This window comes from Stenotrophomonas sp. STEN030, from assembly GCF_056759995.1.
In genome coordinates, this window is record NZ_JBRREB010000010.1 from 80,818 (window position 1) to 99,425 (window position 18,608).

An 18,608-nucleotide genomic window follows, 5' to 3' on the forward strand; every position below is an offset into this window, starting at 1 on the left:
GACCTGATGGACCGCAAACTGCTCGACCTGCTCGTCTCCCCCGACACCCGCCAGCCGCTGTTCCTGCTGGAAAGCACCGGCCTGGAAGCCCTCAACCGCGCCATCAGTGCCGCCGCCGTGACCCGCGCCGACGGCAGCCCGCAGACCCAGACGCTGCGCGAAGCCCTGATCAGCGGCGATCGCAAGCAGGTCTTCCGCGTCGATGACGGCATTCCGGTGCTGCTGGCCGATGAAGCCATCGCCACCGCCCAGATCACCGACTTCCCGGCCAAATAATGCTGCCACACCCGCCGCTGGCCCCGCCGCAGGAACAGATTGACGCCGATGTCGCCCGCGCCCTGGCCGAGGACATCGGCAGCGGCGACATCACCGCCGCGCTGTTGCCCGATGCCGCCGACGTCGCCTACCTGCTGTGCAAGCAGGATGCGGTGATCGCCGGCAGGCCCTGGTTCGACGCCACCCATCGCGCACTGGACCCGCAGGTCCGGATCGATTGGCGGGTCCTGGAAGGCGACCACGTCAGCGCCGGCACGGTGCTGGCAACCCTGAGCGGGCGCAGCCGCAGCCTGGTCAGCGCCGAGCGCACCTCGCTCAACTTCCTGCAGACCCTGTCCGGCACCGCCACCATCACCGCGCGCTATGTCGCGGCGGTGGCAGGCACCAAGGCACGCATCCTCGATACCCGTAAAACGCTGCCCGGCCTGCGCCTGGCACAGAAGTACGCGGTGCGCTGCGGCGGTGGCGACAACCACCGCATCGGCCTGTTCGATACGGTGATGCTGAAAGAGAACCACATCCGCGCCGCCGGCTCGTTGACTGCTGCCGTGCACGCCGCACGCGTGCAGCAGCCCAAGCTGCCCTTGGTGGTCGAAGTGGAAGACCTGCAGCAACTGCAGGAGGCGTTGTCCGCTGGTTGCGAGCGCATCCTGATCGACGACTTCAGCGCAGCGATGCGTCGCGATGCCGTGCGCATCACCGCAGGGCGGATTCCGCTGGAAGTCTCCGGCAGCGTCGACATGACCACGCTGCGCGCCATCGCCGAAGACGGCGTGGATTGCATCTCCATCGGCGGCCTGACCAAGCACGTGCAGGCCATCGACCTGTCGCTGAAACTGGGCCCGCCGCCGCGCTGACTCACGGCACGCACACGGTCCCGGCTGCGACACTCCCCCAATATCCCTCGCGGAGCCTGCTGTGGCATATCGATTTCTGTTGTGCGGTCTGACCCTGCTGCTGCCTGCCCTGCCCGCGATGGCAGCCGAAGCCTGCGACGTACCACCGCGCTTTGGCCTGAGTGAAACCGCCAAGGCCGTGGTCGCAGCCGCCTGCGGCGAGCACCGCTTGTGGTATCGACCCTTCATCGACCGCGATGGCCGCATCGCCAGCCTCGGCGTTACCGAGGCCGAGAATGAGCATCTGGCCGACAACGGCCTGATCGCCTGGCAGCGAGTGGTCAGCTATTGGCGCGACAGCGGCACGCTGGGCCCGATGGGTGCCATTGCCGGTGCCAGCAGCTGCGCGCAACCGGCCGGCAATCGTTTTAATGACAACGACTGCCGCGCGTTCCTGATCGACAACCCGTGGTCAGCCGCCTTCATCTCCTGGGTGATGACACGCGCTGCTGTACCTGGCTTCACCCGCTCGCCGCGCCATATCGACTACATCCGCGCCGCCTATCAAGGCGGCAGCAACGGCATGCCGTATCGCCTGACCGACCCGGCCAGCGAGAAGCCCGCTCCCGGCGACATGCTGTGCTTCCTGCGCGACCGCAGCAGCACCTTGAACTACGCCGGGTTGATCCAGGCACTGGGCAGCGGCCGCGCCGGCAACTGGAAGTCACATTGCGAAATCGTGGTCAGCGCCAATATGGGCGGCGATCGCACGCTCTATCTGGTCGGTGGCAACGTCGCCAACTCGGTGGTGATGCGCAAGCTCATGCTTGATCGCACGGGCCTGCTCGAGCTGCCCAAGGCCAACGCTGCGCAGGCGCAAAGCTGGGCAGTTGAACAGCGCTGCTCGCCGGGTCAAGAGGAGGAGTGCAACCTCAATCGGCAGGACTGGGCCGCATTGTTGAAACTGACCGCAACCAACCCGGCACCGGCATTCAATTCGACCGCGCCCTTGCCGCCACCACCGAACGAGCCGATCCCAACACCGGTCACTCACTGAGGCTTGCTGACGCGCGGGCATCAACAGCAAACAGAGGGCTGCGCATGGATGAGCAGATCGCCTAAAGTGCTCGCATGCCTACCCTTCTTATCCTGATGATTGTCGGCGCGATTGGTTTTGCGTTCTGGGACCGCTCCCGCGCCGCTGCCGACCGCGCCACCGAACTTGGCCGTAACGCCTGCCGCGCTGCTGACGTGCAATGGCTGGACCAGAGCGTGCACAGCACCGGCCTGCGCCTGTGCCGCCTGCCCAACGGCTGGCTGGGCTTCGAGCGCAGCTTCCGCTTCGACTACTCCTACGACGGCCAGGACCGCCACACCGGCCGCATGGTGTTACGCGGCCGCGAACTGATCTCGTTCAGCGGCCCCGCTGCCGCGCAGATCGGCCGCCTGCGCAAAAGCACCGAAGAAGCAGAAGACATCTGATTCACCGTAGTGCCGAGCCATGCTCGGCAGAGGCCTTACCGACGCACCCATAACGCTGCACGCGTTTTGTGGGAGCGGCGTCAGCCGCGAAGCTGATGCACTGGAAGCTGCGGACATGCCAGCGACCTGACAGATCCTCGGCTTCGCGGCTTACGCCGCTCCCACAAGCACCGGCCGGCGTCGCTTGGAAAGCCCCAGCCGAGCATGGCTCGGCTCTACCCAAAGCCCGCAAACAAAACCGCCGCCTTGCGGCGGCGGTGGAATTATTTGACTACCCGCAGGAACGGACGCTTTGCCGCAGGCTGCGGACGCTCTGGCGGATCGGTCGGCGGCGTATCGTCGTCATCAGGCGTGGCCTCGGTGCCCGGAATGTCATCCGGCAAGGCCATGCCCTGCCCGGTCTCACGCGCGTAGACAGCCAGGATGGCCGAGATCGGCACGTACACCGGGAAACTAGTTCCGGAGAAGCGCGCAGTGAAGCTCACCGCGTCATTGTCGATATGCAGGCCAACAACGGCGCGCTCGGCAATATTGAGCACTACCCGCTCTTCCTTGACCGCACTGCTCGGCACCTGCACGCCGGGAACCCCGGCATCAACCATCACGTGCGGCGTCATGCCGTTGTCGTTGATCCACTCGACCAGCGCCCGCAACAGATACGGGCGATGGCTGCTCATCCGGAAAGTTTCTTCAGTCATTGCATAAGTGTACGCGGCATTGAAGCGCGATCACCGCCTGACGGCGGTGATCGATAAGTTCGGATACAGCCGGCAGTTGCTCAGCCTGGCAGTTCGCGCAGCTTCTTTTCCTGATCGGTCAGGCTACGGACGAAGGCCGGATGGCGGAAGAAGCGATTGCCATAATCCTCGATCGCCTTGCCATCCTTGGGCAGGGCCACACCCAGCGATTCCAGCCTCCAGATGATCGGCGCAATGGCGCAGTCAGCCAGACTCATTTCCGGATTGAGGAAGAACTTGGAGGCCTTGAACAAGGGCACCGACTGCGCGACCAGTTCCTTCAAGCGCTTGCGGCCAGCCTCAGCCTGGGTTTTGTTGCCCATCTGAATGGCCTGCACCTGCGGCACCCAGTCATGTTCGATACGCAGCATTGCCAGACGCAGCCGTGCCCGCGACAGCGGATCGACCGGCATCAACGGCGGGTGCGGATAGCGCTCGTCCAGATACTCACTCACCACCGAAGCCGCATACAGCACCAACTCACGCTCAACCAAGGTCGGCACGGAGTGATACGGATTCAGATCGATCAGATCTTCCGGCGGATTCTGCGCGTCGACCGGCACCAGATCGTAAGTCACGCCCTTGGCCGCCAATACCAGCCGCACCCGATGACACAGGGCATCGTCGTTTGCAGAGAACAAGGTCAGGGTATTACGCATACGCACACTCGCCGCCATCAAAGGCTCTCCATCGGTCGGATTCCGCCAACCTTACGGCCCCGCCAGCACATTGCCGACGGTGACCACGGTTACCCGAGTGTGCCAAGCCACAGGCGCAGTTGCCAAGGCCCCCTGCGCACAATCCCCGGCTTGCACCCAGCTCAATGCACGTCTTTCCAGTACTCGGTCTTGACCAGATAGGCCAGGAAGGTGAGCAGGGCCAGGAACAACACCACCCAGACGCCAAGGCTTTGCCGCTTCAGCGCGGCCGGCTCGCCGGCATATTCCAGGAAATTGGTGATGTCACGCACGGTCTGGTCGTAGCTGCGCGAGTCCACATTGCCCGGCTGGGCCAATGTGAGCCCGACTACCGGCGGCTCCAGCCCCTCCTGCTCGGGTTTGCCGTGGATGGCGTGCTGCATGCCCTGCAGCTCCCACAACGGGTTGGGCATCGAGGCATTCGGGAACACGCTGTTGTTCCAGCCCAGCGGCCGCGACTCGTCCACATAGAACGATTTGAGATAGCTGTAGACCCAATCGCTACCACGCACCCGCGAAATCAGGCTCAGGTCCGGCGGCATCTTGCCGAACCACTTGGTCGCCTCATCGTGCGGCATCGCCACCTGGATCTGTTCGCCGTAGGCGGCACCGGTGAAGTTCAGGTTATCCATCACCTGTTGCTCGGTCAGGCCGAGGTCTTCGCCCATGCGCGAATAACGCAGGTACTTCAGCGAATGACAGCCCGAGCAGTAGCTCATGTAGGCCTGCGCACCACGCTGCAGCGATGCACGATCGCCCAGATCATTGCCGGCCTGCATCAGTTTGCCACCACCGGAGGCAAACGCTGGGACACAGAACATCATCGCGGCAGCCATCGCCAACCGCACAATCCATTTGTCAGTCATGCGTCGTCACCCGGTCCGGTACCTGCTTGCTGCTGTCGATCTTCGTCCACAGCGGCATGGTGATGAAGAAACCAAAGTACAGGAAGGTCAGCACGCGGCCCACCCAGGTTTCCCAGATCGCCGTGCCCGGGCCGGAACCAATCACACCCAACCACACGAAGCACACTACCAGGATGCCCAGCATCACCTTGGAAATCGGCCCACGGTAGCGGACCGACTTGACCTTGGCCTTGTCCAGCCACGGCACCAGGAACAGGATGGCGATGGCCGAGAACATCACCATCACACCGCCCAGCTTGTTCGGGATCACCCGCAACATCGCGTAGTACGGCGTGTAGTACCAGACCGGTTTGATGTGCTCCGGGGTCACCAGCCGGTTGGCCTCGGTGAAGTTGTCATGCTCGAGGAACAGGCCACCAAATACCGGCGCGAAGAAGATGATGAAAGCCGCCAAGGTGAGCAGGAAGCAGACTCCGAACAGATCCTTGACCGTGTAATACGGGTGGAACGGAATGCCATCGGTCGGCGCGGTCGGCGACCAGCGATTGCCCTTCGGTCCCTTCTTGATCTCCACGCCGTCAGGGTTGTTGGAACCCACTTCGTGCAACGCGCCCAGGTGCAGCACCACCAGCAACAGCAGCACCAGCGGCATCGCGATCACGTGCAAGGCGAAGAAGCGGTTGAGCGTGGCGTCGCCGGGCAGGTAGTCACCCATGATCCATTCGGTCAGGCCATTACCGATCACCGGGATGGCACCGAACAGCGAGATGATGACCTTGGCACCCCAGAACGACATCTGCCCCCAGGGCAGCACGTAGCCCATGAAGGCTTCGGCCATCAGCACCAGATAGATCAGCATGCCCAGTATCCACACCAGCTCGCGCGGCTTCTTGTAACTGCCGTACATCAGGCCGCGGAACATATGCAGGTAGACCACGATGAAGAACAGCGAGGCGCCGGTGCTGTGCATGTAGCGGATCAGCCAGCCCCATTCCACGTCGCGCATGATGTACTCGACCGAGGCAAACGCCTCGGCTGCGCTGGGCTTGAAATGCATCGTCAGGAAGATGCCGGTGACGATCTGGTTGACCAGGATCACCATCGCCAACGAGCCGAAGTAATACCAGAAGTTGAAGTTCTTCGGCGCGTAATACTCGCTGATGTGTTTGCGGTACACCGGCATCAGGCCAGGCGCGCGCTCATTGACCCAGTCGGCCACGCCGCTGACGGTGCGGGTAAGAATATTGTCGGCCATGATCAGGCTGCTCCCTGCGGATCAACGCCAATGACAAGGGTGTTGTCATCCACATAGTGGTGCGGCGGCACCAGCAGGTTGATCGGCGCCGGCACGTCCTGGAACACGCGCCCGGACATGTCGAAACGCGACTTGTGGCAGGGGCAGAAATAGCCGCCCTTCCACTGCGCGTCGTAGGGCTCGGGGCGGATCTCGGCAACCATCTCCGGCGAGCAGCCAAGATGGGTACACAGACCTACCAGCACGGATACATCCGGCTTGATCGAGCGGAATTCGGGATTGCCCTTGAGCACGTAATCCGGCTGCTGGTCCTTGTTGCCGGACTCCGGATCTTTAAGCCGCGCATCCAGGGTAGGCAATGCCTGCAGGATGGCCTTGGAACGTTTGACGATCCAGATCGGCTGGCCACGCCATTCCAGGATCAGCCGTTGGCCTTCCTGCAAAGCGCTGATATCGGCAGTCACCGGAGCACCGGCCAACTTGGCACGGGCGCTGGGATTCCACGACTTGATGAAAGGAACTGCTGCGAAACCAACACCGACTGCCCCGACCACAGCTGTGGTCGCTGTCAAAAACCGCCGACGTCCGGTGTTGACTGGATCATTTACCCCATCGTTTGCCATCCGGCACTCCGATAATGATTAGGTAGCTAGAGGCTGCCAGCGGTCTGGTGGGGGCCATCCCGCTCTGAATCGAATCGTTCCGGAGTGTAGCGGAACGCTTAACGCTGACACAACGCGATCAAACACCAGTCCGCGAAATTTGTCACGGCCTGCTGCAACAGAATCATTCGGGGACAGTCTACTGGCGCGTGGCCAGCTCGCCACGGTAGCGGTCGGCCAACTGTGCGACGCGCTGCACGTAGTACTGGGTTTCCTTGTAAGGAGGTACACCGCCATGGCGGTCCACCGCACCTTCGCCGGCGTTGTAGCCCGCTGCGGCCAAGGTCAGGTTGCCATTGAAACGACGCAGCAGCCACGACAGGTATTGCACGCCACCGCGGATGTTCTGGCCGGCATCATAGGAATCGGACACGCCGAAACGACGCGCCGTAGGTGGCATCAACTGCATCAGCCCCTGCGCTCCGGCGCGACTGAGCGCGGTCGGGTTGAACGCCGACTCGGCGTGGATGATGGCCCGCACCACCGCCTCCTCGACACCGAACTCGCGCGCGGCCGAGGCGATCTCGGTGCTGTAGGCCTGGGTGTTCAGTCGCACCGAGCCAAAATTGACCCTGGAGTTCACGCCACAGGCAAAGCAACGCTCGATATAACTGTATTGGATGGTGCGCACCGCGCCGATGTTGGCCACCTGGGCCGGCCGGCTGCTGGTGTAGTGGCGCACTCCGTCCTTCATATAAGAATAGACCTGCCCACTGATCACCCGCTGCGCCCGTCCTGTAGCAGGCGCCGGCGCCGGCGTGGGCGACACTGCGGCGGGAGCGGTCTGGGCAGCGACCGCCGTCGAACTGTCATTGACTTGGCTCGCGGGAGCCGCAGCCGGGGTGGCAACGGGCGCCGGGGTCGGCGGCACATAACGCGGCACATCGCGTGTGGGGCGATAACTGCTGACCACGCTGCAGCTCGCGCCACTGACGCGTTTGCTGACGTAATTGGGCACTCCATCGCTGCCAACACACTTGTACAGCGTGCCGGCACTGGCCGGCGAAGCGACCAATGCAGCTGCGAGAATGCCGGTGATCCCCAAAATCCCCTTCATGGGCGCGAGTCTCCCAGCTTCGCCGGGGCTTGCCAAGTATTTGACGCAGCGGCTTTCGTGCTTTGCCCGGCAGACCGATACAATAGCCGGCTACGAATGCAGCCCCAGCGGCTGCGTGCCCGCCCACCCGTCTGGAATAAGCGCCATGCCCGGGACGCCAGCAACTCCCCTGCCGATCACGGCCGGCTCCGCCGTGCCTACTGTTGAAATGACCACACCCGAACTGATTCCCCTGCCCGGCCAGCGGCCGACGGTTGCCGGCGGCGCGCGCGGCAAGCTCTACATCAAGACCCACGGTTGCCAGATGAACGAGTACGACTCGACCAAGATGGCCGACGTGCTTGCCGCATCCGAAGGGCTGGAGCTGACCGACAATCCCGAAGAAGCCGACGTGGTGCTGGTCAACACCTGCTCCATCCGCGAGAAGGCGCAGGAGAAGGTGTTCAGCCAGCTCGGCCGCTGGAAGGCACTCAAGGCCAATGGCCGCGACGTCATCATCGGCGTCGGCGGCTGCGTGGCCTCGCAGGAAGGCGAGGCCATCGTCAAACGTGCACCCTACGTGGACCTGGTGTTCGGCCCGCAGACCCTGCACCGCCTGCCGGAGCTGATCCGCGCCCGCCGCGAGCAGAACAAGCCGCAGGTGGACATCAGCTTCCCGGAGATCGAGAAGTTCGACCGCATGCCCGAACCGCGTGCCGAGGGCCCTTCGGCCTTCGTCTCGATCATGGAAGGCTGCTCCAAGTACTGCTCATTCTGCGTGGTGCCGTACACCCGTGGCACCGAGGTCAGCCGCCCGTTCGAGGACGTGCTGGTCGAATGCGCCCAGCTCGCCGATCAAGGCGTGCGCGAGATCAACCTGCTCGGCCAGAACGTCAACGCCTACCGTGGCCCGTACGGCGACGGCGAGATTGCCGACCTCGGCCTGCTGATCCGCACCCTTGCCGAAATCGACGGCATTGGCCGCATCCGCTTCACCACCTCGCACCCGCTGGAATTCAGCGACTCGCTGGTGGACGCCTACCGCGACGTGCCGAAACTGGCCAACTACCTGCACCTGCCGGTGCAGGCTGGCAGCGACCGTGTGCTCAGTGCGATGAAGCGCGGCTACACCGCGCTGGAGTTCAAGTCCAAGATCCGTAAGCTGCGTGCAGTACGGCCCGACATCTCGATCAGCTCGGACTTCATTGTTGGTTTCCCGGGTGAAACCGATGCCGATTTCGAGAAGACCATGAAGCTGATCGAGGACGTGGGCTTCGACCAGAGCTTCTCCTTCATCTATTCACGCCGCCCGGGCACACCTGCCGCCGACCTGGAAGACACCACCAGCGACGCCGACAAGCACGCCCGGCTGTCACGGCTGCAGGCGCAGATCAACGAGCATGCCGCCAGCATCTCCACCAACATGGTCGGCACCGTGCAGTCCGTGCTGGTCGAAGGCCCCTCGCGCAAGGACCCGAACGAGTTGACAGGCAAGACCGAGAACATGCGTTCGGTGAACTTCCCGGCCAGTTCGCGACTGATCGGCCAGTTTGTGGATGTGCTGATCACTGAGGCCTTCAGCAATTCGCTGCGTGGGCGGGTGGTTACGCAGGATTGAAGATGGGTGGTGCTGTTTGCCGTTGTTCTTCTTACGGATGCTTCGCTGCGAGGGCTTGGGGCCGGGTCCCCTAGTCCGAAGCAGGAGCGCCCTCACCGGCGCCCCGGCCCTTGCGCTGGCGCAAGGTCGTTCGAAGGGCAGCGAACCGGTGGTTCGCAAGCCGCCCCCTCACCCCGCTAGCGGGAGAGGGGAACAGCCGTCGTTGCTCGCCTCTGCTTTGAAAAGCCGGCGCTGCTCGTTTTCGCTTCTTATCGCTCGCCGTCACCCCCGCACTGCGGTCATTTATTAGCCACACCGACTCAGAGCCCGCCGTTGTTGGGCTGCGCGCGGTTATCCACATGTTCATCCCGAATCGATCCACACAAATTGTGGACAACTTGTTACCTGCAAACCGTCAAATGTGGCGTTTTTTTAACCAAGCCACCAAGAGGCTTATGCCGCAAGGGCTGGCCAGGGATATCCACAGCTTGGCCCACGCCACATCCACATCGGCTGTGGAGAACCCTGACAACGGCCTCCCCCGCTGGTGGTCCGCCAGCCACGGGGGTACCCTTCTCCGGTCCAAGGCACGGCTTCGCCGGCCAGCAACTGTCAGTGAAAATGACCACCACTACGCATCGCGACTTCACTCTCGACCCGGTTGATAACGAGCGGCTGGCCAATCTGGCTGGGCCGTTCGACGAGCATCTGCGCCAGGTAGAACTCAAGCTCGGCGTGGAAATCGCCAACCGCGGCCATATTTTCCGCGTCAGCGGCCCGGGTAAAACCGCGCTGGAAGCGGAGAAGCTGCTTAAAGCCCTCTACATGGAAGCGGCTGACGCAATCTTCGACAGCCACGCCATCCACCTGCGCTTGAACCGCGCCAACGTCGATCATGTGACCGAGCAGGCCTATGAAGCGCAGGAAATAGCGATCAAGGTCAAGCGCGGCACCGTGCGTGGCCGCGGCCTCAACCAGGCCAGCTACCTGCACCAGATCGCCACCCACGACATCAGCTTCGGCATCGGCCCCGCCGGTACCGGCAAGACCTTCCTGGCGGTGGCGATGGCAGTTGACGCGCTGAATGAATCACGCGTGCAACGCTTGATTCTGGTGCGCCCGGCAGTGGAAGCCGGCGAGAAGCTGGGCTTTCTGCCCGGCGACCTGACCCAGAAGGTCGACCCCTACCTGCGCCCGCTGTACGACGCCCTGTACGAAATGCTGGGCGTGGAAAAGGTCGCCAAGCTGCTGGAGCGCAACGTCATCGAAATCGCGCCGCTGGCCTATATGCGCGGACGCACCCTCAATGACGCCTTCGTGATCCTGGACGAGGCACAGAACACCACCATCGAACAGATGAAGATGTTCCTGACCCGCCTGGGCTTCGGCTCGACCGCGGTGGTCACCGGCGACCTGACCCAGACCGACCTGCCCAAGCACATCAAATCCGGCCTCCGCGACGGCATAGAGGTATTGCGCGGCGTGGACGGGGTCAGCTTCACCTTCTTTGAATCGCGCGACGTGGTGCGCCACCCCTTGGTGGCCCGTATCGTCAGCGCCTATGACCGCCGCGATCTGCAGCAGGTCAAACCCGGAGCAAGCGAATGACCAAGGGTCCCGTGCGCCTTGATGTAGCCGTCAGCTATGCCCTGCCCCGCGCCGGCCTGCCGGCAGCGGTGAGCTTCCGTCGCTGGGTGGCTGCTGCCTTGAAAGGCCGCATCCGCGAGGCCGACCTGGCCATCCGCGTGGTCGACGCCAAGGAAGGTCAGTCACTGAACCGCCATTACCGGGGTAAGGACTACGCGACCAACGTGCTCAGCTTTCCGGCCGAATTGCCCGAAGGCCTGCCCAAGGGAGTGAAGTTCCCCTTGCTGGGCGATCTGGTGATCTGCGCCCCGGTGGTTGCCCGCGAGGCCGAGGAGCAGGACAAGGCGCTCAACGCCCACTACGCCCACCTCACCGTGCACGGCGTGCTGCACCTGCTGGGCTGGGACCACGAGGACGACAAGGAAGCCGAGGCCATGGAACAGCTGGAACGCGAGATCCTGGCCGACCTTGGCATCGCAGATCCCTACGCCAACGAGCAGTAGTGCCGAGCCATGCTCGGCAGGGGCCTTACCCATGGCCTGGTAGTCCACAGACTGTAGGAGCGGCGTAAGCCGCGAAGCAGATACATCTTCTGATTGTTCTGATTACAGCCATTCCCGGCCCTGATGCAATGCGAGCTTCGCGGCTCACGCCGCTCCTACAAGACTGCGCCGCCCCGCGATGCCGCTATCATCGGCGTCAGGACTTCCCCGAATGAATGCCGTGCGCTCAACCTGCCTGCTGCCGCTCCTGCTCGTCGCCATCGGCTCGGCCCATGCCCAGCCCGCCATCGACCTGCCCGCCCTGATCGAATGCCGGCAAAGCGTCAGTGAGTTCTCCGCGCTGGCACCTATCGTCAAAGACCCGCTGAAGGCGGTAACACTTGGCTGGCGCCCCCTGCCGCAGGGCAATCTGTTCATGGCCGAGTACATGTTGAACACTCCGATCACGGTGTTCGGGCATAGCGCCGACCATATCGCCATGGCCGGCGGCACCATCATCGCCATCCTCGACATGCCCGATCCGCGCCCGCTAGCCAAACAACTGGAGCTGGAAACCGGCTACGACACCCCCGACAAGTTCATGGCGGGCCGCGAGCTGGTCAGCCGCGACGTCAATGACGCCAAGACCGGCGAAGCGTTGATCGAATCGGTGATCCTCGGCGTGTCTACGGTTAAATCCCACCCAGGCAAAACCCTTGCCGGCTGCACCTACAGCCTGGACCTTCCCGCCGAGGGAGAAGCCCCGCCCGCCCCCGCCAAGCCGGCCGAAACCCCGGCCGATGTACCGCCGGTAGCCCCAAGCGTACAGACCCCCAACCTGCCGCCAGCTTGAACAGACCGCGGCAAACATCCTGCTAGACTTGTCGGCACCGCCCGGCCTGCCGGGTGCAGTCAAACCAAGAGATGTCTGAAGACGACAGTAGTACCTCGCCCGAAAACGGCGAGAAGAAACGTAGCTGGTTGGAGCGCCTGGGTTCGGCGTTCTCCAGCGAACCCCACACCCGCGACGAGCTGGTTGGCATTCTGCAGACGGCACAGCAGGACGGCCTGATCGCCGCAGACACCCTGCGGATGATGGAAGGCGCCATTTCGGTGGCTGAGCTGACCGTCGGCGACGTGATGATCCCGCGCTCGCACATGGTGTCGCTGCCGGTGGACCGGCCTTTCATCGAGCTGATGAAGCAGGTGGTCGATTCCGGCCATTCGCGCTTCCCGGTACACGGTGAGAACAAGGACGACATCCTCGGCATCCTGCTGGCCAAGGACCTGCTGCGCGGCGTGGTCGCCGACAACAGCCATGCCAGCGTGCGCGAGCTTTTGCGTCCTGCGGTACTCATCCCCGAATCGAAGAAGCTCAATGTGCTGCTCAAGGAGTTCCGGCTCTCGCGCAACCACATGGCGATCGTGGTGGACGAGTACGGCGGCGTCGCCGGCCTGGTCACCATCGAGGACGTGCTCGAGCAGATCGTCGGCCAGATCGACGACGAGCACGACGAGACCGAAGACCACACCTCGCAGATTGCCATCCTTGCCGATGGCCGCTATGTGGTGGATGCGCTGACCACCATCGGCGACTTCAACGAGCGTTTCGGCGCCGAGTTCTCCGATGATGATTACGACACCATCGGCGGGCTGGTCACCGAGGCCGTCGGCCATCTGCCGGAAATCGGCGATGAGCTGACCCTGGAGCGCTTCGTGTTCCGGGTGGCCAAGGCCGATGCACGCCGCGTGCAGGCCTTCCACGTCACCATCCTGCCACCTGAAGACCAGGACGAAGCTTGATCACCCTGCGCCTGCCGCGGCTGCTGTCCGCGTTTGCGTCGTTGTTCCTGCTGCTGGCCGCGATGGCCAGCAGCGCACAACCGGTCGCCAACCAACCCAACGAAGCCAACGCACACCCGGCACCGCGCATCGGCGTGGTGACCATGTTGCCGGGTGAAGTGTTCTTCGAGCGCTTCGGCCATGACGCACTGGTGGTGCTGGACCCGGTAACGGGGCAGGCAACTTCGTACAACTTTGGCTTCTTCGACCCGTCCGAGCCGGATTTCATCGGCAACTTCGTGCGCGGCAAGATGATGTATTACCTGGTCGCCCTGCCGCTGGAGCAGGATCTGGCGCAGTACGAGAGTGTCGGCCGCGGAGCAAACATCCAGTGGCTGGATCTGCCGCCGGCGCAGGCACAGGCGCTGGCCGATGCACTGGCCGAGCGCGCCAAGCCCGAAAACGCACGCTACCGCTACGACTACTTCACCGCCAACTGCGCCACCATGGTGCGCGACAGCCTGGACCAGGCCATGGGCGGCGCCCTGCAATCGCAGCTGGCGGGTCGTTCGCGTGGCAACAGTTACCGCAGCGAGTCGGTGCGACTGGCCTCACCTTCGCCGTGGATGTGGCTTGGCTTCGACATCGGTCTGGGCCCGAATGCCGACCAGCCGCTGTCGCGCTGGCAGGAAGCCTTCGTGCCCATGCGTCTGGCCGACAGCCTGCGCGAAGTACGCAACAGTGAAGGCCGGCCGCTGGTACAGGCCGAGCAGGAACTGCTGCCGCAACGGCTGCCGCCCGAACCAAAAGAAAAACAGCGGTCCTGGTGGCCGTGGCTGCTGGTCGGCCTTGCCGTCGCCGCTGCACTGTACGCCGCACGCCGCAAGCCGCGCCTGATTGGCGGCCTTGCCCTGCCGTTCTGGCTGTTCTGCGGCATTGCTGGTGGCCTGCTGACCTTCCTGTGGGGCTTCAGCGAACACCAGGCCGCCTGGGCCAACCGCAACCTGCTGCTGCTCAGCCCACTGGCACTGTTGTTGATCCCCGGCGCATGGAGTCTGCTGCGCGGGCGTCAACCGCACGCCTGGTTCCGAGTCGTCCTGTGGCTGATGACCGGCATTGCGCTGCTTGCGCTACCGCTGCATTGGCTGTCGCTGCAAGCGCAGTTCAACATGCAATGGATCGTGCTGCTGCTGCCCATCCACGTCGCACTGGCACTGATTCTTGGGCGCCGCAGCTTGGCGTTACCGGCCAGCTGAGGCACGATGCCGGGATGACTACCGGCATCACTCCAACTCCCGCCCAGGCCAATCCAGCCTGCGTGATCAATTGCACCTGGTACGGTGCCGACGGCACCCAGCGTCCACTGGACCTGGACAGCATCAGCGATGTACTCGCCGATGATGCCAAGGGCTTCGTCTGGGTCGGCCTGTACGAGCCCAGCGATGCGATCCTGGACAAGGTGCAGGAAGAATTCGACCTGCATCCACTGGCGATCGAAGACACCCGCAAGGCGCATCAGCGGCCCAAGATCGAAACCTACGGCAATTCCCTGTTCGTGGTGGTGCACACCGCGCAGGTCGTGGATGAGCGTATCCGCTACGGCGAAACCCACGCATTCCTCGGCCCGCGCTTCCTGGTGACGGTGCGCCACGGCGCCTCGCTGTCGTATGCGCCAGTGCGCGCGCGGCTGGAGCAGGAGCCCGAGCTGCTGGCGATGGGCCCCTCGTTCTGCCTGTACTCGGTGCTGGATGCCGTGGTCGATCATTACCTGCCGATAACCGACAGCTTCCGCGACACCCTGGACCTGCTGGAGAAAAACATCTTCGCCGACACCTATGAGCGGCGCACGGTGATCCGCCTGTACGAGCTCAAGCGCGAGCTCAACAAGATGCGGCTGGCAGTGGCGCCGCTGCAGGATGCCTTGGCCCAGCTGCAGCGCAACCAGGCGCAGTTGATCAACGAAGAAGTGCGGCTCTATCTGCGCGATGTGCAGGACCACGCCGCCCGTGTCAACGAAGCCATCGACACCTTGCGCGAAATGCTGGGCACCGCGCTGAGCGTCAACCTCTCGCTGGTGACACTGGCGCAGGGCGAGACGGTCAAGCAGCTCGGTGCCTGGGCAGCGCTACTGGCTGCACCAACCCTGGTCACCAGCTGGTACGGCATGAACTTCGCGCATATGCCGGAGTTGGCCGGGCGCTTCGCCTATCCGCTGCTGATGCTTGGCGTCGGCGTGATCTGCGTGGTGTTGTACCGCCTGTTCAAACGTTCCGGCTGGCTTTGATCAGCCACTTCGTCTTTCGAGAGAGCAACCATGCAGCACGACCACTCCAATCCTGCACGCCGTAATTTCCTGCGCAACACGCTGATTGCCAGCGCCGCCGCGCTGCCGTTGTCGCAACTGGCATCGGCGCAGACTGCCAGCAGCAACGACAACGCCTTGCCCGAATCGATGCGCGCCCTGAAATCAGTCGCTGCGCAGGTGGTTCCAATCAGCAACGATGAGCGCATCGCGCGCGTGGCCAAGGCCCAGCGCCTGATGGCCGAGCACGGCATCGATGCGGTGTTCATTGGCGCTGGCAGCTCGCTGACCTATTTCACCGGCATGCACTGGTGGGACAGCGAACGCCTCACCGGGGTGATCCTGCCGCGCAAGGGCGAACCGGTGTACGTGACACCGGAGTTCGAGCGCGTGCGCACGCTGGAGCAGATCAAGCTCGGCAACGATGTGCGCGGCTGGCAGGAAGATGAGGACCCCTACGCCCTGGTCGCCAAGGTGCTGCGTGACATGGGCCATGCCACCGGCACCTTGGGCATGGAAGAAGCCGTGCCCTACTTCCGCGCCAAAGGCATTGCCGACGCCCTGCCACAGGCCAAGGTGGTACCTGCATGGCCGGTGGTAGCCGGCTGCCGTCGGGTAAAAAGTGCGGCCGAGCTGGCATTGATGAAGCTGGCCAATGAAGCCACCCTGGCGGTATACGAAGCAGTCTGGAAGGCCTTGAAGCCGGGCATGACCGAGCAGGACATCAGCGGCCTGCTGGCCATGGCCTACGCGCGTACCGGGCTGAATGGCGATGCCAGCGTCAACGTCGGCAAGTACACCGCCTCACCGCATGGCTCGGACAAACCGCAGCACCTGGTCGAAGGCACGCCAATCATCTTCGACGGTGGCTGCCGCGCCGGCGGCTATACCAGCGACATCACCCGCACCGTGGTGCTGGGCCAGCCCAACGATGAGATCCGCAAGGTATTCGACATCGTATTGAAGGCGCAGACCGCCGCATTGAATACGGCACGCCCGGGCGTGGCGATGGGCGATGTGGATGCGGCCGCGCGCAAGGTGATCAGCGATTCCGGCTACGGCCCGGATTACCGCTATTTCAGCCACCGTCTCGGCCACGGCATCGGTCTGGACATGCACGAATGGGACTACCTGGTACGCGGCAACAAGCACCTGCTGGAACCGGGTATGACCTTCAGCGATGAACCCGGCATCTACATCCCGGACCGCTTCGGCGTGCGCCTGGAAGACATCCTCTACGTTACCGAGGATGGCGCCGCGCTGATGACCCCGCAGAGCAGGTCCATCGACCAACCGTTTGGGTGAGCCGGCTCTTTGTAGGAGCGGCGTAAGCCGCGAAGCCACTGATGGTAAACCGCTCCGGCAACCCGCAATCTGGCGCACTGCAGTTGCGGGTTGTCGCAGGTGCGCAAGGTCTACCAGCTTCGCGGCTTACGCCGCTCCTACAACCTCGCCCCCCCACAATCACGCCTGCGCTTTCCTCAGGCCACGTAAACGGTCTTGATGTTCATGAACTCATGAATACCCGGCCCCGCCAACTCGCGCCCGAACCCAGACCGCTTGGTACCACCAAACGGCAGCCGAGCATCGCTCTTCACCACTGAATTGACGAAGGCCGCGCCGCATTGCAGCTGTACAGCAACGTTCTCGCCGCGCAGCACATCACGGGTCCAGACGCTGCCACCCAGACCGAAGCTGGTGTCATTGGCCACGCGCACGGCCTCGACCTCGTCCTTGACCCGGATGATCGCCGCCACCGGCCCGAACAATTCCTCGTCGTACGCCGGCATACCGGGGCCGACGTTGTCGAGGATCGTAGCCTGATAGCCTGCGTTGCTGTCGGCAACCGGTTTGCCACCCAACAGCACCTTTGCACCCTTGTTGACGCTGGCGTGCACCTGTTTGTGCAGCTCGTCGCGCAGGTCAGCGCGCGCCATCGGCGCGAGCATGCTCGCCTCTTCCTGCGGATCACCGTAAACACGCGCCTGCGCAGCTTCGACGAAGCGCTGCACGAAAGCATCAGCAACCGACTCGACCAGGATGAAGCGCTTGGCAGCAATACAGGTCTGGCCAGCATTGTCGAACCTTGAGCGCACCGCTGCGGCCGCTGCCAGATCCAGATCCGCGTCATCCAGCACCACGAAGGCATCGCTGCCGCCCAGCTCCATCACGCACTTCTTCAGCTGATCACCGGCGTTCGCCGCAATCGACCGCCCTGCACGCTCGCTGCCGGTCAGCGTCACTGCCTTGATACGACGATCACGCAGCACTTCGGCAGCCTGGTCGTTATCGATATGCAGCACGTCGAACACGCCGTCCGGAATGCCGGCAGCAGCAACAACCTCGCGCAGCAGATCCGCACAGCCCGGCACATTGCTGGCGTGCTTGAGCAGGGCGACATTGCCAGCCATCAAGCCCGGCGCGAGGAAGCGGATCACCTGCCAGATCGGGAAATTCCACGGCATCACCGCCATAACGCAGCCGATGGGCTGGTAGATGACGTAGCTGCGTTGGGCTTCGGTGGGAATCGACTGCGGCTTCAGGTAGTCGGCCGCGTGGTCGGCGTAGTACTCGCATCCGGCTGCGCTTTTCTCGATCTCGGCCAAGGCCTCACGGCGCAGTTTTCCCATCTCGGAAGTCATCACGCGCTGGATCTCATCGCGGCGCTCGCGCAGGCCTGCTGCGACTTTGCGCAGATGGTCACCACGCTGCTCCAGCGACAAGGCCGACCATTGAGGGAATGCCGATTCAGCTGCGGCCAGACGTTGTTCGATAGCCGCGCTTGTCAGCAGCTCGACCGTACGCACGACCTCGCCGTTGAAGGGATTGATAGTCTGATACGACGCCATGGACTCACCTGCATTCAACGAATGCAGGAATGGTAGCGCCGCGAATGTTGCGCGCAGGTAAATCCCAAGCAGTCCCTGTAGTGGCGGGGCGCAGCACCCCCCCGGCCGAGCCCACAAACCCACATGTGAGTGCTCGGCGCGCAGCCCCAGCCCGGGGGCCC

Annotated in this window: 19 protein-coding genes; 12 read left to right on the plus strand and 7 right to left on the minus strand. The window is 63.5% G+C overall.

The genetic code is table 11. The annotated features are described in order from the left end of the window. Nucleotides 1-6 precede the first annotated feature (6 nt). From ACVOLR_RS05510 to ACVOLR_RS05525, 4 genes are all read left to right on the plus strand, one after another. On the plus strand, nt 7-276 hold the full coding sequence (locus tag ACVOLR_RS05510; RefSeq protein WP_481535546.1) for a Trm112 family protein: 270 nt from the start codon (nt 7-9) through the stop codon (nt 274-276). Further along, on the plus strand, nt 276-1,133 hold the full coding sequence (nadC, locus tag ACVOLR_RS05515) for a carboxylating nicotinate-nucleotide diphosphorylase (RefSeq protein WP_481535547.1): 858 nt from the start codon (nt 276-278) through the stop codon (nt 1,131-1,133). Before ACVOLR_RS05510 ends, nadC begins: the two co-directional genes overlap by 1 nt. Before the next feature lie 118 nt (nt 1,134-1,251). Continuing rightward, the gene (locus ACVOLR_RS05520; protein ID WP_481535556.1) at nt 1,252-2,169 is read left to right on the plus strand and encodes a DUF2272 domain-containing protein; all 918 of its coding nucleotides are present in this window, start codon (nt 1,252-1,254) and stop codon (nt 2,167-2,169) included. A 74-nt stretch (nt 2,170-2,243) separates the two neighbouring features. Next, nucleotides 2,244-2,594, plus strand: a complete 351-nt coding sequence (locus ACVOLR_RS05525) for a DUF3301 domain-containing protein (RefSeq protein WP_062166374.1) — start codon at nt 2,244-2,246, stop codon at nt 2,592-2,594. Between the two features lie 263 nt (nt 2,595-2,857). Here the strand turns inward: ACVOLR_RS05525 and ACVOLR_RS05530 are convergent, their stop codons facing one another. The 6 genes from ACVOLR_RS05530 to ACVOLR_RS05555 all read right to left on the minus strand — a co-directional run bounded on the left by ACVOLR_RS05530 (nt 2,858) and on the right by ACVOLR_RS05555 (nt 7,869). After that, nucleotides 2,858-3,292 carry a ClpXP protease specificity-enhancing factor gene (locus ACVOLR_RS05530; protein WP_481535548.1) on the minus strand — a complete coding sequence of 145 codons (435 nt, stop codon included), beginning with the start codon at nt 3,290-3,292 and terminating at the stop codon, nt 2,858-2,860. 80 nt (nt 3,293-3,372) lie between these two features. Next, the gene (locus ACVOLR_RS05535; RefSeq protein ID WP_296253894.1) at nt 3,373-4,008 is read right to left on the minus strand and encodes a glutathione S-transferase N-terminal domain-containing protein; all 636 of its coding nucleotides are present in this window, start codon (nt 4,006-4,008) and stop codon (nt 3,373-3,375) included. 143 nt (nt 4,009-4,151) lie between these two features. Beyond that, nucleotides 4,152-4,895, minus strand: coding sequence for a cytochrome c1 (locus ACVOLR_RS05540; RefSeq protein ID WP_481535549.1), 744 nt, complete (start codon nt 4,893-4,895; stop codon nt 4,152-4,154). Continuing rightward, a complete protein-coding gene (locus ACVOLR_RS05545; RefSeq protein ID WP_481515594.1) occupies nt 4,888-6,150 on the minus strand; it encodes a cytochrome b in 1,263 nt (420 codons plus the stop codon). The genes ACVOLR_RS05540 and ACVOLR_RS05545 overlap by 8 nt, the downstream gene beginning before the upstream one ends. A 2-nt stretch (nt 6,151-6,152) precedes the next feature. Next, nucleotides 6,153-6,773 (minus strand): ubiquinol-cytochrome c reductase iron-sulfur subunit, encoded by a 621-nt coding sequence (petA, locus tag ACVOLR_RS05550; RefSeq protein ID WP_481515595.1) that lies wholly within the window; start codon nt 6,771-6,773, stop codon nt 6,153-6,155. 178 nt (nt 6,774-6,951) lie between these two features. After that, the gene (locus ACVOLR_RS05555; RefSeq protein ID WP_481535550.1) at nt 6,952-7,869 is read right to left on the minus strand and encodes a lytic transglycosylase domain-containing protein; all 918 of its coding nucleotides are present in this window, start codon (nt 7,867-7,869) and stop codon (nt 6,952-6,954) included. 145 nt (nt 7,870-8,014) lie between these two features. On the opposite strand from ACVOLR_RS05555, the gene miaB reads away from it, so the two are divergent. From miaB to ACVOLR_RS05595, 8 genes are all read left to right on the plus strand, one after another. Continuing rightward, entirely contained in the window at nt 8,015-9,466 is a 1,452-nt protein-coding gene (gene miaB, locus ACVOLR_RS05560; RefSeq protein WP_481535551.1) for a tRNA (N6-isopentenyl adenosine(37)-C2)-methylthiotransferase MiaB, read from the plus strand. 600 nt (nt 9,467-10,066) lie between these two features. Further along, on the plus strand, nt 10,067-11,053 hold the full coding sequence (locus ACVOLR_RS05565) for a PhoH family protein (RefSeq protein WP_481535557.1): 987 nt from the start codon (nt 10,067-10,069) through the stop codon (nt 11,051-11,053). Continuing rightward, a complete protein-coding gene (gene ybeY, locus ACVOLR_RS05570; RefSeq protein WP_313493664.1) occupies nt 11,050-11,535 on the plus strand; it encodes an rRNA maturation RNase YbeY in 486 nt (161 codons plus the stop codon). Before ACVOLR_RS05565 ends, ybeY begins: the two co-directional genes overlap by 4 nt. Nucleotides 11,536-11,746: 211 nt before the next feature. Further along, nucleotides 11,747-12,367, plus strand: coding sequence for a hypothetical protein (locus tag ACVOLR_RS05575; protein WP_481535552.1), 621 nt, complete (start codon nt 11,747-11,749; stop codon nt 12,365-12,367). 71 nt (nt 12,368-12,438) lie between these two features. After that, entirely contained in the window at nt 12,439-13,317 is an 879-nt protein-coding gene (locus ACVOLR_RS05580; protein ID WP_282272562.1) for an HlyC/CorC family transporter, read from the plus strand. A gap of 5 nt (nt 13,318-13,322) precedes the next feature. Next, entirely contained in the window at nt 13,323-14,552 is a 1,230-nt protein-coding gene (locus ACVOLR_RS05585; RefSeq protein ID WP_481535558.1) for a lipoprotein N-acyltransferase Lnb domain-containing protein, read from the plus strand. A 14-nt stretch (nt 14,553-14,566) separates the two neighbouring features. Beyond that, on the plus strand, nt 14,567-15,580 hold the full coding sequence (locus ACVOLR_RS05590) for a magnesium and cobalt transport protein CorA (protein ID WP_481510848.1): 1,014 nt from the start codon (nt 14,567-14,569) through the stop codon (nt 15,578-15,580). A 30-nt stretch (nt 15,581-15,610) separates the two neighbouring features. Beyond that, entirely contained in the window at nt 15,611-16,903 is a 1,293-nt protein-coding gene (locus ACVOLR_RS05595; RefSeq protein WP_481535553.1) for a M24 family metallopeptidase, read from the plus strand. 176 nt (nt 16,904-17,079) lie between these two features. Here the strand turns inward: ACVOLR_RS05595 and ACVOLR_RS05600 are convergent, their stop codons facing one another. Then, nucleotides 17,080-18,447 (minus strand): NAD-dependent succinate-semialdehyde dehydrogenase, encoded by a 1,368-nt coding sequence (locus ACVOLR_RS05600; protein ID WP_481535554.1) that lies wholly within the window; start codon nt 18,445-18,447, stop codon nt 17,080-17,082. Nucleotides 18,448-18,608 lie beyond the last annotated feature (161 nt).

Coding starts and splice junctions, on each gene's coding strand:
- ACVOLR_RS05565 (WP_481535557.1), top strand. CDS start 10,067: ATGACCACCACTACGCATCGCGACTTCACTCTCGACCCGGTTGATAAC.
- ACVOLR_RS05520 (WP_481535556.1), top strand. CDS start 1,252: ATGGCAGCCGAAGCCTGCGACGTACCACCGCGCTTTGGCCTGAGTGAA.
- ACVOLR_RS05575 (WP_481535552.1), top strand. CDS start 11,747: ATGAATGCCGTGCGCTCAACCTGCCTGCTGCCGCTCCTGCTCGTCGCC.
- ACVOLR_RS05600 (WP_481535554.1), bottom strand. CDS start 18,447: ATGGCGTCGTATCAGACTATCAATCCCTTCAACGGCGAGGTCGTGCGT.
- ACVOLR_RS05525 (WP_062166374.1), top strand. CDS start 2,244: ATGCCTACCCTTCTTATCCTGATGATTGTCGGCGCGATTGGTTTTGCG.
- ACVOLR_RS05540 (WP_481535549.1), bottom strand. CDS start 4,895: ATGACTGACAAATGGATTGTGCGGTTGGCGATGGCTGCCGCGATGATG.
- petA (WP_481515595.1), bottom strand. CDS start 6,773: ATGGCAAACGATGGGGTAAATGATCCAGTCAACACCGGACGTCGGCGG.
- ACVOLR_RS05580 (WP_282272562.1), top strand. CDS start 12,439: ATGTCTGAAGACGACAGTAGTACCTCGCCCGAAAACGGCGAGAAGAAA.
- ACVOLR_RS05535 (WP_296253894.1), bottom strand. CDS start 4,008: ATGGCGGCGAGTGTGCGTATGCGTAATACCCTGACCTTGTTCTCTGCA.
- ACVOLR_RS05510 (WP_481535546.1), top strand. CDS start 7: ATGGACCGCAAACTGCTCGACCTGCTCGTCTCCCCCGACACCCGCCAG.
- ACVOLR_RS05530 (WP_481535548.1), bottom strand. CDS start 3,292: ATGACTGAAGAAACTTTCCGGATGAGCAGCCATCGCCCGTATCTGTTG.
- ybeY (WP_313493664.1), top strand. CDS start 11,050: ATGACCAAGGGTCCCGTGCGCCTTGATGTAGCCGTCAGCTATGCCCTG.
- ACVOLR_RS05545 (WP_481515594.1), bottom strand. CDS start 6,150: ATGGCCGACAATATTCTTACCCGCACCGTCAGCGGCGTGGCCGACTGG.
- ACVOLR_RS05595 (WP_481535553.1), top strand. CDS start 15,611: ATGCAGCACGACCACTCCAATCCTGCACGCCGTAATTTCCTGCGCAAC.
- miaB (WP_481535551.1), top strand. CDS start 8,015: ATGCCCGGGACGCCAGCAACTCCCCTGCCGATCACGGCCGGCTCCGCC.
- ACVOLR_RS05590 (WP_481510848.1), top strand. CDS start 14,567: ATGACTACCGGCATCACTCCAACTCCCGCCCAGGCCAATCCAGCCTGC.
- ACVOLR_RS05555 (WP_481535550.1), bottom strand. CDS start 7,869: ATGAAGGGGATTTTGGGGATCACCGGCATTCTCGCAGCTGCATTGGTC.
- nadC (WP_481535547.1), top strand. CDS start 276: ATGCTGCCACACCCGCCGCTGGCCCCGCCGCAGGAACAGATTGACGCC.